The organism is Citrobacter sp. Cm046 (assembly GCF_030333065.1).
GTDB lineage: Bacteria > Pseudomonadota > Gammaproteobacteria > Enterobacterales > Enterobacteriaceae > Citrobacter > Citrobacter murliniae.
The window spans coordinates 140,003-154,497 of sequence record NZ_JAOWGP010000030.1 but is presented as its reverse complement, the minus strand read 5'-3'; the positions used below and the strand labels follow the sequence as shown (position 1 = coordinate 154,497).

The 14,495-nt window shown below is 51.1% G+C and carries 11 protein-coding genes; 7 read left to right on the top strand and 4 right to left on the bottom strand.

All coding sequences use genetic code 11. The features are described from left to right. Window positions 1-92: 92 nt before the first annotated feature. The 4 genes from OGX98_RS02405 to OGX98_RS02390 all read left to right on the top strand — a co-directional run bounded on the left by OGX98_RS02405 (window position 93) and on the right by OGX98_RS02390 (window position 5,571). Window positions 93-179 (top strand): type I toxin-antitoxin system toxin Ldr family protein, encoded by an 87-nt coding sequence (locus OGX98_RS02405; RefSeq protein WP_286594836.1) that lies wholly within the window; start codon window positions 93-95, stop codon window positions 177-179. Between the two features lie 226 nt (window positions 180-405). After that, window positions 406-2,412 (top strand): biofilm formation regulator HmsP, encoded by a 2,007-nt coding sequence (gene hmsP, locus OGX98_RS02400; RefSeq protein WP_071829050.1) that lies wholly within the window; start codon window positions 406-408, stop codon window positions 2,410-2,412. Between the two features lie 157 nt (window positions 2,413-2,569). After that, window positions 2,570-3,856 carry a C4-dicarboxylate transporter DctC gene (gene dctA / locus OGX98_RS02395; protein ID WP_045448651.1) on the top strand — a complete coding sequence of 429 codons (1,287 nt, stop codon included), beginning with the start codon at window positions 2,570-2,572 and terminating at the stop codon, window positions 3,854-3,856. 221 nt (window positions 3,857-4,077) lie between these two features. Next, complete coding sequence (locus OGX98_RS02390) at window positions 4,078-5,571, top strand: M16 family metallopeptidase (protein ID WP_045448650.1); 1,494 nt, start codon at window positions 4,078-4,080, stop codon at window positions 5,569-5,571. Window positions 5,572-5,625: 54 nt separating this feature from the next. Here the strand turns inward: OGX98_RS02390 and kdgK are convergent, their stop codons facing one another. Beyond that, a complete protein-coding gene (kdgK, locus tag OGX98_RS02385) occupies window positions 5,626-6,555 on the bottom strand; it encodes a 2-dehydro-3-deoxygluconokinase (protein WP_045448645.1) in 930 nt (309 codons plus the stop codon). 230 nt (window positions 6,556-6,785) lie between these two features. Here kdgK and pdeH point away from each other — a divergent pair, with 230 nt between their 5' ends. Both pdeH and OGX98_RS02375 read left to right on the top strand, forming a co-directional pair. Then, window positions 6,786-7,553: a cyclic-guanylate-specific phosphodiesterase gene (gene pdeH, locus OGX98_RS02380; protein WP_286493061.1), complete on the top strand. Its 768-nt coding sequence runs from the start codon at window positions 6,786-6,788 to the stop codon at window positions 7,551-7,553. A 77-nt stretch (window positions 7,554-7,630) separates the two neighbouring features. Continuing rightward, window positions 7,631-9,691, top strand: coding sequence for an AsmA family protein (locus OGX98_RS02375; protein WP_286594774.1), 2,061 nt, complete (start codon window positions 7,631-7,633; stop codon window positions 9,689-9,691). A gap of 45 nt (window positions 9,692-9,736) precedes the next feature. Here OGX98_RS02375 and OGX98_RS02370 read toward each other — a convergent pair whose 3' ends face one another. The 3 genes from OGX98_RS02370 to OGX98_RS02360 all read right to left on the bottom strand — a co-directional run bounded on the left by OGX98_RS02370 (window position 9,737) and on the right by OGX98_RS02360 (window position 13,361). Continuing rightward, window positions 9,737-11,059 carry an MFS transporter gene (locus tag OGX98_RS02370; protein WP_045448639.1) on the bottom strand — a complete coding sequence of 441 codons (1,323 nt, stop codon included), beginning with the start codon at window positions 11,057-11,059 and terminating at the stop codon, window positions 9,737-9,739. A gap of 321 nt (window positions 11,060-11,380) precedes the next feature. Continuing rightward, window positions 11,381-12,382 carry an inner membrane protein YhjD gene (yhjD, locus tag OGX98_RS02365; protein WP_045448637.1) on the bottom strand — a complete coding sequence of 334 codons (1,002 nt, stop codon included), beginning with the start codon at window positions 12,380-12,382 and terminating at the stop codon, window positions 11,381-11,383. A gap of 79 nt (window positions 12,383-12,461) precedes the next feature. Further along, window positions 12,462-13,361, bottom strand: a complete 900-nt coding sequence (locus tag OGX98_RS02360; protein ID WP_045448635.1) for a LysR family transcriptional regulator — start codon at window positions 13,359-13,361, stop codon at window positions 12,462-12,464. Between the two features lie 119 nt (window positions 13,362-13,480). Here OGX98_RS02360 and OGX98_RS02355 point away from each other — a divergent pair, with 119 nt between their 5' ends. Next, on the top strand, window positions 13,481-14,239 hold the full coding sequence (locus OGX98_RS02355) for an SDR family NAD(P)-dependent oxidoreductase (RefSeq protein WP_045448633.1): 759 nt from the start codon (window positions 13,481-13,483) through the stop codon (window positions 14,237-14,239). The last annotated feature ends 256 nt before the right edge of the window (window positions 14,240-14,495 follow it).

The following is a 14,495-nucleotide window of genomic DNA, read 5'->3' as shown; positions in this document are numbered from 1 at the left end:
CGGGGGCTAACTTGAATCCAGACAATTCAAGAATAGCCGCGAAAAGTTGCCATTGCAATACAGGCGGTTATATGACGCTCGCGTAGTTAGGCATTGCCTTCTGGCACGATCTGGTTGCTCCGGTCATCGCTGGCATTACTGCCAGTCTGATTGTGAACTGGCTGCGTAACAGGAAGTGACAGGGCTTATGGGCGTCAGCCTGCTGTAATGGCAATATACGCCCGGACCAGGCCGCAGGGATAAACCTTGCGGTCTTTTTCGTCTTTATTGCAGGTAAGTTCCATCGCTATGTGGCTAACCTGCTGCGATAATGCGTGCGGGGAAGTTTTCAGATAGCGCCTCTCTTAATACGGCTACGATCGGGTATACTCTGACGGCAGTTTCGTCTATCCGTGGAGAGTCAGTTTGCGTGTCAGTCGCTCGTTAACAATTAAGCAGATGGCGATGGTTGCGGCCGTTGTCATGGTGTTTGTTTTTATTTTTTGCACCGTTTTGCTGTTTCATCTGGTACAGCAGAATCGCTACAACACGGCTACGCAACTTGAAAGCATCGCTCGCTCCGTCCGTGAACCTCTGTCGGCCTCTATTCTGAAAGCGGATATCCCCGAAGCGGAAACGATTTTAAGCCGAATTCAGCCCGCGGGCGTGGTCAGCCGCGCTGATGTTGTCCTGCCTAATCAGTTTCAGGCATTACGGATGAGCTTTATTCCCGAACGCCCTGTCCCGGTGATGGTGACTCGCCTGTTTGAACTGCCGGTACAGATTTCATTGCCGGTCTATTCTCTTGAGCGCTCCGCCAACCCGCAGCCTCTGGCGTATCTGGTTCTGCAGGCGGATTCGTATCGCATGTACAAATTCGTTATGAGCACGCTCTCAACGTTAGTGACCATTTACTTACTTTTGTCCTTAATATTGACGGTGGCAATCTCCTGGTGCATTAACCGTTTGATTGTGCATCCGTTACGCAAAATTGCTCGCGAGTTGAACGATATTCCTCAACAGCAGCTGATTGGCTACCAACTGGCGTTACCACGCCTGCATCAGGATGATGAGATTGGCATGCTGGTGCGCAGCTATAACCTGAATCAGCAGATGGTGCAGCGCTACACTGAAGAACAAAACGACCATTCGATGCGGTTCCCGGTTTCTGATCTACCCAACAAGACCTTTCTGATGGGGCTACTGGAGCAGGTCGTTACCCGCCAGCAAACCACGGCGCTAATGATTGTCACCTGTGAGACCCTGCGTGATACCGCGGGTGTATTGACCGAAACCCAGCGGGAGATCCTGTTGCTAACGCTGGTCGAGAAACTGAAATCGGTGCTGGCGCCCAGAATGGTGCTGACCCAGGTGAGTGGCTATGACTTTGCCATTATTGCACACGGTGTGAAGGAACCCTGGCATGCGATTACATTAGGTCAGCAAGTACTCACTATCATGAATGAGCGGCTGCCTATTCAAAGCATTCAGCTACGTCCAAACTGCAACATTGGAGTGGCGATGTATTACGGTGACTTGAGTGCTGAACAGCTATACAGTCGCGCACTCTCGGCAGCATTAACCTCGCGTCGCAGAGGTAAAAACCAAATTCAGTTCTTTGACCCGCAGCAAATGGAAGAAGCACAGCAGCGTTTAACGGAAGAGAATGACATTCTCACCGCACTGGATAATCAGCAGTTTGCGCTTTGGATACAGCCACAGGTAGAGATATCCAGCGGTAAGATGTTGAGTGCAGAAGCGTTATTGCGGATCCAACAACCGGACGGAAGCTGGGAGCTGCCGGAAGGGTTAATCGACAGGATTGAATCCTGCGGTCTGATGATAACGGTCGGCTACTGGATACTTGAAGAGTCCTGTCGCCAGCTTTCCGCCTGGCAGGAGCGCGGCCTGATGTTGCCGCTGTCGGTGAATCTTTCGGCGTTGCAACTGATGCACCCGAGCATGGTGTCTGACCTGCTGGAACTGCTAAACCGCTATCGTATTAAGCCAGGCACATTGATTCTGGAAGTGACCGAAAGCCGACATATCGATGATCCGAACGCCGCTGTGGCTATTTTGCGCCCACTGCGTAATGCGGGTGTACGTATCGCGTTGGATGACTTTGGCATGGGCTATGCGGGGCTTCGACAGCTGCAACACATGAAGTCGCTGCCGGTAGATGTGCTCAAAATCGATAAGATGTTTGTTGAAGGATTACCGGAAGACAGCAGCATGATCACTGCAATTATTCAGTTGGCCCACAGCCTCGATTTGCAGATGATCGCCGAAGGTGTCGAAACCGAAGCGCAGCGAGAGTGGTTATCGCAGGCGGGAGTGGAAGTGGCCCAGGGATTCTTGTTTGCCCGTCCGGTTCCGGCAGATATCTTCGAAGAACGTTATTTAACGAAGGAATGGCCTGATTACAAAAGTTAAAAAAGGTAGCGCTTGTGCGAGCCAGCTCAAATTTTTTAACATTTTTGTATCAATTATGATCTTTGTACATTTCTGTGATGTTGTGTGGGTGTTACTTTAAGGCCGCAGGTTAAATAAAACCTTACAAGACCTGTGGTTTTTACTTTAAGGACACCCTATGAAAACCTCTATCTTCAAAAGCCTTTACTTTCAGGTCCTGACAGCAATTGCCATTGGTATTCTCCTTGGCCATTACTACCCTGAATTAGGCGCCCAAATGAAACCGCTTGGCGACGCGTTCGTTAAGCTTATTAAGATGGTCATCGCACCTGTCATCTTCTGTACTGTCGTCACCGGCATTGCAGGTATGGAAAGTATGAAAGCAGTAGGCCGCACCGGTGCGGTTGCACTGCTTTATTTTGAAGTGGTCAGTACAATTGCACTGATCATCGGTCTTATCATCGTCAACGTGGTGCAACCTGGTGCCGGGATGAACGTCGATCCGGCGACGCTGGATGCTAAAGCAGTAGCGATTTACGCTGAACAGGCAAAAGACCAGGGGATTGTGGGCTTCCTGATGGATATTATCCCGGGTAGCGTCATTGGGGCGTTCGCCAGTGGCAACATCCTGCAGGTATTGCTGTTTGCGGTAATGTTTGGTTTTGCTCTGCATCGTCTGGGCAGCAAAGGCCAGATGATTTTCAACGTAATTGAAAGCTTCTCGCAGGTCATTTTCGGCATCATCAACATGATCATGCGCCTGGCGCCAATCGGTGCTTTCGGTGCCATGGCCTTTACCATCGGTAAATATGGCGTCGGAACGCTGGTACAGTTGGGTCAGCTGATTATCTGCTTCTACATCACCTGTATTCTGTTTGTGGTGGTGGTGCTGGGATCGATTGCCCGTGCAACCGGCTTTAGCATCTTCAAGTTCATCCGCTATATCCGTGAAGAACTGTTGATCGTTCTGGGCACATCTTCTTCCGAGTCGGCGCTGCCGCGTATGCTCGATAAGATGGAAAAGCTGGGCTGTCGGAAGTCGGTGGTCGGACTGGTTATCCCTACAGGCTACTCGTTTAACCTTGATGGTACGTCGATCTATCTGACGATGGCGGCGGTATTTATCGCGCAGGCAACGAACAGTCATATGGATATCTTCCATCAGATAACTCTGCTGGTGGTGCTGCTGCTCTCCTCGAAAGGGGCTGCGGGTGTTACCGGAAGCGGCTTTATTGTTCTGGCTGCGACTATCTCCGCCGTGGGTCATTTGCCGGTTGCCGGTCTGGCGTTGATTCTTGGTATTGACCGATTCATGTCTGAAGCCCGCGCGCTGACCAACCTGGTTGGTAACGGTGTGGCAACGGTTGTCGTTGCTAAATGGGTGAAAGAACTGGACCACAAAAAGCTGGATGATGTGCTGAATAATCGTGCGCCGGATGGCAAAACGCACGAATTATCCTCTTAATCTCGTCACTTATGCCCGTAGTCCCTTGTAGGGCTACGGGCTCCTGCGCATAATTGACCCCTGTGCCCGAATTCATCAATACGATGGCTTTGGGATTTTTTCACTTCTTCCGTGACATTTTTATGTTCTCGCGGTCTAACACGAAGTGTTTTTAACGTCATATTCAGAGAGTCCTTTCAGGACTGTCTTTTTATTACCAGGATTGTTGATCAGGGGTTCACATGCAGGGCACAAAAATTCGACTTTTAGCGGGCGGCTTGCTGATGATGGCCTCTGCCGGCTATGTGCAGGCAGATGCGCTCCAGCCTGACCCGGCGTGGCAACAGGGCACGCTGGCAAATGGCTTACAGTGGCAAGTTCTCGCCACGCCCCAGCGTCCCAGCGACCGCATAGAGGTTCGCCTGCTGGTTAATACCGGTTCACTCACCGAAAGTACGCAACAGAGTGGTTTCAGCCATGCGATCCCTCGCATTGCGCTGACGCAAAGCGGTGGTCTGGATGCCGCGCAAGCCCGTTCATTGTGGCAGCAGGGGTTCGATCCAAAACGTCCCATGCCGCCCGTTATCGTTTCCTATGATTCCACACTGTATAACCTCAGTTTGCCTAACAGCCGCAATGACCTGCTGAAAGAGTCGTTGTCTTATCTGGCGAACATTTCCGGCAAGCTGACCATCACGCCTGAAACGGTCAATCATGCGCTGAATAGCGAAGATATGGTTGCGACCTGGCCTATGGATACCAAAGAAGGGTGGTGGCGTTATCGTCTGAAGGGATCGACGCTGTTGGGACATGATCCCGCCGATCCGCTGAAAACACCAATTGATGCGGCGAAAATTCAGTCGTTCTATCAGAAATGGTATACCCCGGATGCCATGACGCTGATTATCGTCGGTAACGTTGATGCGCGCAGCGTGGCTGAGCAAATCAATAAAACCTTTGGTGAGTTAAAAGGAAAACGCGAAACGCCGGCACCAGTACCTACGCTCTCTCCACTGCGTGCCGAAGCGGTTAGCATTATGACCGATGCAGTGCGTCAGGATCGCCTTTCCATCATGTGGGATACACCGTGGCAGCCTATCCGCGAATCCTCCGCGCTGTTGCGCTACTGGCGTGCTGATTTAGCCCGTGAGGCGCTGTTCTGGCATATTCAGCAAACGCTAACCAAAAACAACGCGAAAGATATCGGCCTTGGTTTTGACTGTCGGGTTCTGTTCCTGCGCGCGCAGTGCGCCATTAACGTTGAGTCTCCGAACGATAAACTGAACGCGAATTTGGGCATGGTCGCGCGTGAACTGGCGAAAGTGCGTGATAAAGGTCTACCGGAAGAAGAGTTCAATGCGCTGGTGGCGCAAAAGAATCTGGAGCTGCAGAAACTGTTTGCCACCTATGGTCGTACCGATACCGATATTTTGATCAGCCAGCGCCTGCGTTCGCTGCAAAATCAGGTAGTGGATATCGCGCCAGAGCAGTACCAGCGTTTACGCCAGAACTTCCTCAACGGCCTGACCGTCGAAATGTTGAACCAGAACCTGCGCCAGCAATTATCGCAAGAGATGGCGTTAATTCTGCTCCAGCCGAAAGGTGAACCTGAATTCAATATGAAGGACTTGCAGGCTACGTGGGATCAAATCATGGCACCTGTGACAACCGCGGCGACTGCTGTCGAAACGGATGAGGCTCATCCTGAAGTGACGGATATTCCGCCGGTGCAATAAGCAGGAATTTCCCTCTCCCGGTCGGGAGAGGGGGAATAAAACTAGTGTGACATTCTATTGTGGCATTGCGTCGCGTGGAATAATCGCCCCACGATGCTGAATAACAGTGCTTGCTGTCAGGTGGCCGCGTTTGGCGGCTTCTGCGGCATCGCCACCGGTTAAGCGTACTGCCAGATATCCTGCGCTGAAGGAGTCTCCTGCAGCCGTGGTATCAATGACCTTCTCTTTCGGTAATTTTACAGCCGGTACATCAATGAGTTCTTCGCCAGCGATGGAAACCAGGCAAGAGTCTGCGCCACGCTTCACAACCACTTCCTGCACACCAGCTGCGTGAGTGCGGGCAATCACCTCGGTAACGGGTTTTTCGCCCCACAATGCGTCTTCATCATCCAGCGTCAGGAACGCGATATTGGTGCATTCCAGCATCTGCTGATACACCTGCTGTGTCTCTTCTTTACTGCTCCACAGACGTGGACGGTAGTTGTTGTCAAATATGACTTTTCCACCGTTGGCGCGGCATTCGCGGAGCAGCGATAGCAGCTTCTCACGGCTGGATGGGCTTAATATCGCCAGGCTTATTCCACTCAGATACAGGTAGTCGAATGTGGCCAGTTCTTCGCAAATGGCGGCAGACTGTTCACTCTCCAGCCAGAATTTTGCCGCAGCTTCATTACGCCAGTAATAGAAGGTGCGTTCACCGGTGTTGTCTGTCTCAATGTAATAGAGACCTGGGAGGCGATTTTCCATACGCTGCGTTAAAGAGGTATCGACGTTTTCGCTGTGCCAGGATTCCAGCATTTGTTGGCTGAAACTGTCAGTGCCCAGCGCCGTCACATAGTGTACGGAAAGTGCCGCAGAATCGACCTGACGGGCGATATAAACGGATGTATTCAACGTGTCGCCACCGAATCCGCGCTGAACATCAGCACCTTTCTGTGACAGCTCAATCATGCATTCGCCAATCACGGCAATCTTTCTGGACATAGTCGTAACCTGCTCTGAAAAAAATTAGCGTTAGTGTGCGCTGTGGGTAGTATGTGGTCAACTATATTAAAACATCGTTCCATTAATTTTTTGAGCCAGCACGTGTTCTGTGTGATTTTTGCCGCTTAGTTTTTTATTTTGCGTCGCGCTGAACGTAAAGTTCTGCGCCCGAGCGCCGATAACCTTTGACGAGTCCGGTCAGTCACACTCTTATTTACAGGACACCTCAGATGATAAAGCAGGTTACCCAGCAGCTAATTACGCCTGATGCGAGTATCGAAAGCTTGCTTGAGCGACGCTATTGGCTGCAGTGCGAGCGTGCTTACACCTATCAGCCGATTTACCAGACCAATGGGCGACTGATGGCCGTTGAGCTGCTGACTGTCGTGAGCCATCCTGATAACCCTTCCCACCGTATTGCGCCGGATCGTTATTTTGCTGAAGTGGCCGTTCGACACCGGGTTGACGTGGTGAAAGAGCAGCTTCACCAGTTGCAGTTAAAAGGCGAATTTTTCAGGGCCCACGGTCTGCTGGCGTCAGTGAATGTTGATGGACCGACGTTAATTGCGATGCGCCAGGATGCTGAAATACTGAAAATCATCGAATGCCTGCCCTGGCTGCGATTCGAGCTGGTGGAGCATATTCGCCTGCCGAAGGGATCGTCTTTCGCCTCTATGTGCGAGTTCGGGCCACTCTGGCTGGATGATTTTGGTACCGGAATGGCGAATTTTTCGGCCCTCAGCGAAGTCAGTTATGACTACATTAAAGTGGCGCGGGACCTGTTTGTTATGCTGCGCCAGACGCCGGAAGGTCGGAACCTGTTCACGCTGTTATTACAGTTAATGAACCGCTATTGCCGTGGCGTGATCGTCGAAGGTGTAGAAACGCTGGAAGAGTGGCGTGATGTGCAAAACTCACCGGCTTTCGCCGCACAGGGCTATTTCCTCTCTCGCCCGGTCCCACTGGATACCCTTGAAGAGGTGATCTTGTCGCTTTGATATAGTCGTAGCGTGTCTCCTTTTGCCCTGCTGGACTATCTTTAGGACAGGCAAGGATGGAAACGAGGACGTAATATATGACGAAAGCAGGCAAAATAACCGCCATAGTATCAGGGGTTTTCTTGTTGTTGATCGTCGTACTCATCATGGTGATTGCGACATTTGACTGGAACCGGCTCAAACCGACCATCAACCAGAAAGTCTCTACTGAACTTAACCGACCATTCGCCATTCGGGGGGATTTAGGCGTTGTTTGGGAGCGCCAGAAGCAGGAGACCGGCTGGCGAAGCTGGATTCCGTGGCCGCATGTTCATGCTGAAGATATCATCCTCGGCAACCCGCCAGATATTCCTGATGTCACGATGGTACATCTTCCCCGTGTTGAAGCGACGCTTGCCCCATTGGCTTTGTTGACGAAAACCGTCTGGCTACCGTGGATCAAGCTGGTGAAACCGGATGCACGACTTATCCGCCTGTCGGAGAAAAACAACAACTGGACCTTTACCCTGGCGGGAGATGACAATCGCGAACCCAATACTTCGCCGTCTGCCTGGTCTTTTCGTCTGGATAACATTCTGTTCGATCAGGGGCGCATAGCCATCAACGATAAGGTGACTCGCTCTGAGATTGAAATTCTGGTCGATCCGTTGGGCAAGCCGCTTCCCTTTAGTGAAGTGACCGGAACGAAAAGCAAAGAGAGTAGCGCCAGCGTCGGAGACTACGTTTTTGGTCTGAAAGCGCAAGGGCGATATAACGGCGAACCGCTAACCGGGACAGGGAAAATAGGTGGAATGCTGGCATTACGGGGGGAAGGTACGCCTTTCCCGGTACAGGCCGATTTCCGTTCGGATAACACGCGTGTGGCATTTACAGGAACGGTGAAGGATCCGATGAAGATGGGGGGCGTGGATCTCCAGCTTAAATTCTCAGGTGATTCATTAGGGGATTTGTACGATTTGACGGGGGTACTTCTGCCGGACACCCCACCATTTGAAACTGACGGGCGCTTGGTGGCAAAAATCGATACCGGCAAATCTTCAGTTTTTAATTATCGTGATTTTAATGGCCGCATTGGCGACAGCGATATTCACGGTACGCTCGCCTATACCACTGGTAAGCCGCGTCCGAAGCTGGAAGGCGATGTTGAGTCGCGCCAGTTGCGGTTAGCTGATTTGGGACCACTGATTGGCGTGGACTCCGGGAAAGGTGCGGAGCGGGCGAAAAAATCTGAACAACGCAAAGGTGAAAAAAGCGTTCAGCCTGCGGGTAAAGTGTTGCCATACGACCGTTTCGAAACCGATAAATGGAGCGTGATGGACGCTGACGTGCGTTTTAAAGGACGACGTATTGAGCACGGCAGTAGCCTGCCCATCAGCGATCTCTCCACTCATATCATCCTGAAAAATGCCGACTTGCGGTTGCAGCCGCTGAAATTTGGTCTGGCGGGGGGCAGCATTGTTTCAAGTATCCATTTGCAAGGGAATAAAAAGCCGATGCAAGGAAGTGCGGATATACAGGCTCGCCGCCTGAAGCTGAAAGAGCTAATGCCGGATGTGGAACTGATGCAGAAAACGTTGGGCGAAATGAACGGAGACGCCAGATTTAGCGGTAGCGGGAATTCAGTGGCGGCACTGCTTGGTAACAGTAATGGCAATCTGAAGCTGCTGATGAATGATGGTCTTATCAGTCGAAATCTGATGGAAATTGTTGGACTGAATCTGGGTAACTATATCGTCGGGCAGATATTCGGTGATGACGAGGTCCGGGTGAACTGTGCGGCGGCGAATCTGGATATCGTCAATGGTGTTGCGCGTCCGCAGATTTTTGCGTTCGATACCGAAAATGCGGTCATCAATGTGACCGGAACCGCGAGCTTTGCCTCTGAACAGCTGGATTTAACCATTGATCCCGAGAGTAAAGGTATCCGTATTATCACCCTGCGTTCACCGCTGTATGTTCGCGGGACATTCAAGGATCCACAGGCCGGGGTGAAAGCCGGGCCGCTGATTGCGCGTGGCGCGGTTGCCGCAGCGCTGGCAACCTTAGTCACACCTGCGGCTGCCCTGCTGGCGCTGATTTCACCCTCTGAAGGTGAGGCCAACCAGTGCAGAACTATTTTGTCGCAGATGAAGAAGTGATTGCAGAAGAGAATTGCCGGATAGCACCGCTATCCGGCAAGCAAATTATAACGACTGGTGGCGTGTTTCGTGGGTTAACAACAGTGCTATCAGCGTTAATGTCGCCATTGACGCCAGGTAAATGCCGACCGCTGGCAGACCATAGTTTCCCTGCAACCAGGCGGCAATATACGGAGCAACGGAAGCACCAAGGATTGACGAAACGTTATACGAAAATGATGCGCCAGTGTAGCGGACCTCGGTCGGGAAGAGCTCTGGTAGCAGCGCGCCCATCGGGCCGAATGTCAGCCCCATCAGGCTTAACCCCAGCAACAAGAAAGCGAACACCAGCGCCGGATTGCCGGAACCCAGCAACGGTTTAAAGGCGAACAGCGCGAACAAAATGATAAGCGTCGTGATGATAAGCATACTCTTGCGACGACCAAACGCGTCGGCCAACAGTCCCGCCACGGGAACCATTACGCCAAAGCCAATCACCGCCATCATCAACATCCACAACACTTCATTACGCGGCAAGCCTAGACCCACCGGGGCAGCTGCGGTACTGAACGTCATTGAATAGACGGTCATGATATAGAACAGTGTATAGGTTGCCAGCATGATAAACGTACCGAGGATCGTTACGCGTACATGTTTTGTCAGCAAGGTACCCAGCGGGATTTTAACCTGCTTTTTCGCCGCAGCCACTTTAGCGAAAACTGGCGACTCATGCAGCGAAACACGAACGTACAGGCCGATGATCACCAGCACAGCAGAAAAGATAAACGGTATGCGCCAGCCCCAGCTCATAAACTGCTCATCGGTAAGCAGCCAGGAGAGCAACAGGAACGTGCCGTTGGCAAAGAAGAAGCCGATAGGTGCGCCCAGCTGTGGGAACGAGCCGTACAACGCGCGTTTACGCGGAGGGGCGTTTTCCGTTGCCAGCAACGCTGCGCCGCCCCATTCGCCACCAAGTCCCAAACCCTGACCAAAACGTGCCAGTGCCAGCAGTAGTGGTGCAAAAATACCGATAGTTTCATAACCCGGCAGCAGACCAATGACGACCGTAGAAATCCCCATGGTGAGCAGTGACGCAACCAGTGTCACTTTGCGCCCTACGCGGTCACCGAAATGTCCGAACACGGCAGAACCAATTGGCCGTGCGACAAAGGCGATGGCAAAGGTCGCGAGAGACTGAAGCGTTGCCGCTGCTGGGTCGCCCTGCGGGAAGAAGATATGGGGGAACACGATCACTGCAGCGGTCGCGTATATATAGAAGTCAAAGAACTCAATGGCAGTGCCAATAAGTGAGGCGACGACGACTTTATTGCGCGAGTTGACCGGCGTGTGTTCCTGTTCATTGTCGAGCGTTGTGGCTGTTGCTTGCATAATATTTTCTTATTTTTGGTCGAACGAAAGGTCATATTACGCACAGCAAAAGAGACATTTCAATCTGTAACAAGCGTTGAGTCTGGTCAAAAATATGTCAAAAAGGGGATAATTTTTAGGCTGAAGATTTCTCTTCCATGAAATGCTTCACATAATTTAAAACTTGGATAATAAAACTGGTTTTTGGTTAAATAAAAGTTACGTACTGGATTTATATTCTGAAAAGAGTACCGGATGACGATACAGGTAACTTATCTGGCCTACAGATCCTTGCGGAACGTAAGCCGGAGGCGGCTCACGAATCCGCTGTTGGGATGAGAATTAGCGGTGAGTTTTCCCCGGCATGCGCGGGTCATCTTTGTATTCAGCTGTTGCTATCCAGGCCGCGCAGAATAAGGTCAGGCGGGCGAAGAAATAGAAGAATGCCATCAGCCCTAGCACGGAGCCAAACGCCGCACCTGATGGTGATTGCACCAGCGACGGCAGCATATACGTCATAATAATTTTAATCGCTTCAAACCCAAGCGCCGCAATAAATGTGCCGCGAATAAGCGCTCTCTTACGCGGACGGTGGCGCGGCAATCGCCAGAATATCCAGAAGAACAACAAATAGTTGGCAAAAATTGAGATGGCCAGGCCGATCAGTCGCCAGGCTGGCTTCAGCCATTCGATACCGTCGAGATAAAGTGCAGAGATAATCATCTGCTGAGCGGAACCGGCGATGGACGTAATGGAGAGGGTAACGATCAGCGCAATCAGCAAACCAATCAATGAGACAAAATCGCGCAGGTATTTTATCCAGATTTTTTCCTGATCCTGCGGTGTGCGCTCCCAGACATCCCGCGACTGGGCGCGAATAGCTTCACGTAGATTTCCCATCCAGTTAATACCGGAATAGAGCGCGATCCCAAGCCCCACCAAACCGACGGTGGTACGTTGTTGAACGGCGGTATTGATGGTGTTTTTCAGCGTGGACGCAAGGGTAGGATCGCTGACGTTCATCAGGATTTTATTGAAGATATCCTGCAACAACGTGGGATGTGACGCGAGAATAAAACCGGCAGCGGCAAACGACACCATCAGGATGGGAATCATCGACAGGAACGAGAAATAGGTGATGGCTGCGCCAAACTGATTCCCCATTCGGTCATTAAAACGCTCCGTGGCGCGGATGAGGTGGGCGATAACAGGTTGGCGCTGGACCTTTTCCGCCAGGGTTATGGCCGTTTTCAGAGCCTGGTTCGCCTTCGCGTTGCTCTCAGGCGTTGTGGGAGTTGGTTCTTGTGTATGCGTAGGGTGTTTTGCATCGTGTTCCTGCGTCATCCGGTCGGTAGTCCTTATTTTGTGCACTCAAGTCATTATAGCCTGCTCAAGCCCGAATCCCGAAAATCGGTCTAACAGACTAATCCACATAGTCTTTCATCACGCCGGTTAACCATTCCATAAACAGATGTACCCGACGGGAGAGATTGCGACGGTGCGGATACAATAAAGAAACCGGCATAGGCTCTGGGCGATACTGCGGCAACACTTCGACCAGCGTTCCGGCGCGTAATGCCTCACGTACACCTATGCGTGGTACCTGAATAATGCCTAACCCGGCAAGGCATGCCGCATGGTATGTTTCGGTGCTATTCACCGTCAGCATGCCGCCGGTTTTCACCCATTCTGTGCCGTTTTCTGTCGCCACCTCGAAACCCTGTGAACGCGAGCCTAAATTCACTGAGTAATGCACCACCGCATGTGAAGCCAAATCTTCCAGACTTTCCGGATAGCCAAAACGGGCCAGATATTGTTGGCTGGCACAGTTAACCTGCGTTAGTTTTCCCAGCGGGCGAGCAATTAGCCCGGAATCTTTTAACGTACCAACACGCACCACACAGTCGAAACCTTCACGAATCAAATCTACCAGGCGATCGCTGCTGCTCAGTTCAATTTCAAGACCTGGGTATTGATGTAAAAAATCCGGCAGGCGGGGTATTACCAGATTCTTTGCGACGCCAACCGGCATATCAACCCGCAGCTTACCGCTGATGCTGGCCGGATCGTGATGAAATAACCCGTCCAGTTCATCCAGATTGCTCAGCAGATCTTTAGCACGTTCGTAATAGATCATACCGTCCTGGGTAAGCTGTACGCGTCGGGTGGTGCGGTGAAGAAGCTGCGTACCCAGCGAGTTTTCCAGGGCCTGTATCTGGCGCGATACGCTACCTTTAGGGAGTCCGAGCGTTTCCGCTGCGCGAGAAAAGCTTTCCAGTTCTGCGACGCGGATGAACAACTGCATTGCGTGAATTTTATCCATTGCCATACCTTATTGTTGTTCTGGATGAAACAGTAATGCGTAATCAGCGATATTTATTGTTTTTTTAACACCTAATAAGCTCTGTCTCAATCTTCACAACACCTGAAATGAGGTTTTTTATGACGCAACGTATCGCATTGGTGACCGGTGGCGGTCGTGGACTCGGTAAAAACGCGGCGCTGAAGCTGGCGAACAAAGGAATTGGTATTATTCTGACGTGGAACAGCAATGAAAAAGAAGCGCAGCAGGTTGTGCATGAAATCAGGCAATCTGGTGGCAAAGCAGCAGCATTGTCGTTGAATGTCGGAGATATTTCCGCTTTCCCTCTGTTTGTTGAACAGATGCAGGAAGCATTACAGACGCAGTGGCAAAGCGATGGGTTTGATTATTTATTGAACAATGCCGGGATCGGCATTAACGCGCCGTATTCGGCATTCACCGAAGCGCAATTTGACCAACTTTTGAACATACATTTTAAGGGGCCTTTTTTCCTGACGCAGAGCCTTCTACCGCTGATGAAAAAGGGGGGCAGGATCCTCAATGTCTCGACCGGATTATCGCGTTTTGCCCTGCCAGGCTACAGTGCATATGCTGCCATGAAAGGGGCGATGGAAGTGTTAACCCGTTACCAGGCCAAAGAGCTAGGTGAGCGCGGGATTACTGCAAATATTATTGCGCCAGGGGCGATAGAAACTGATTTTAGCGGTGGGAACGTACGGGACAATGCACAGCTGAATGCCTATATCGCCTCGCAAACGGCGCTGGGGCGTGTCGGATTACCGGATGATATTGGTGATGCCATTGCTGCACTACTCAGCGATGACCTGGCCTGGATGACAGCGCAGCGTATCGAGGTATCTGGCGGGATGTTCCTGTAAATCTGCAGGGTGCTTATTCAGTAGGTCGCGGTACCTGCTGAGTAAGCACTTAATGCTATATTGTGTTTTGTAACATATTCTCCGATCATCCGTGGTTCCTTATTTTTAGCCAACGTTATAGACTCTTGGAAATTAATATTTGCAAAGGTATTTTTGAACGCTAAAAATAAGAAGTTCCTTAAGCTTTGACGTAATTTTAAACGCTTTATGTAATCCTTTTTTGTGAGCTGTAACTATTTATAATTTCTGCTTCTTT

Excerpts from the sequence above, each read along its gene's own strand:
- dctA (WP_045448651.1), top strand. The coding sequence starts at position 2,570 with ATGAAAACCTCTATCTTCAAAAGCCTTTACTTTCAGGTCCTGACAGCA.
- OGX98_RS02390 (WP_045448650.1), top strand. The coding sequence starts at position 4,078 with ATGCAGGGCACAAAAATTCGACTTTTAGCGGGCGGCTTGCTGATGATG.
- kdgK (WP_045448645.1), bottom strand. The coding sequence starts at position 6,555 with ATGTCCAGAAAGATTGCCGTGATTGGCGAATGCATGATTGAGCTGTCA.
- pdeH (WP_286493061.1), top strand. The coding sequence starts at position 6,786 with ATGATAAAGCAGGTTACCCAGCAGCTAATTACGCCTGATGCGAGTATC.
- OGX98_RS02375 (WP_286594774.1), top strand. The coding sequence starts at position 7,631 with ATGACGAAAGCAGGCAAAATAACCGCCATAGTATCAGGGGTTTTCTTG.
- OGX98_RS02370 (WP_045448639.1), bottom strand. The coding sequence starts at position 11,059 with ATGCAAGCAACAGCCACAACGCTCGACAATGAACAGGAACACACGCCG.
- yhjD (WP_045448637.1), bottom strand. The coding sequence starts at position 12,382 with ATGACGCAGGAACACGATGCAAAACACCCTACGCATACACAAGAACCA.
- OGX98_RS02360 (WP_045448635.1), bottom strand. The coding sequence starts at position 13,361 with ATGGATAAAATTCACGCAATGCAGTTGTTCATCCGCGTCGCAGAACTG.
- OGX98_RS02355 (WP_045448633.1), top strand. The coding sequence starts at position 13,481 with ATGACGCAACGTATCGCATTGGTGACCGGTGGCGGTCGTGGACTCGGT.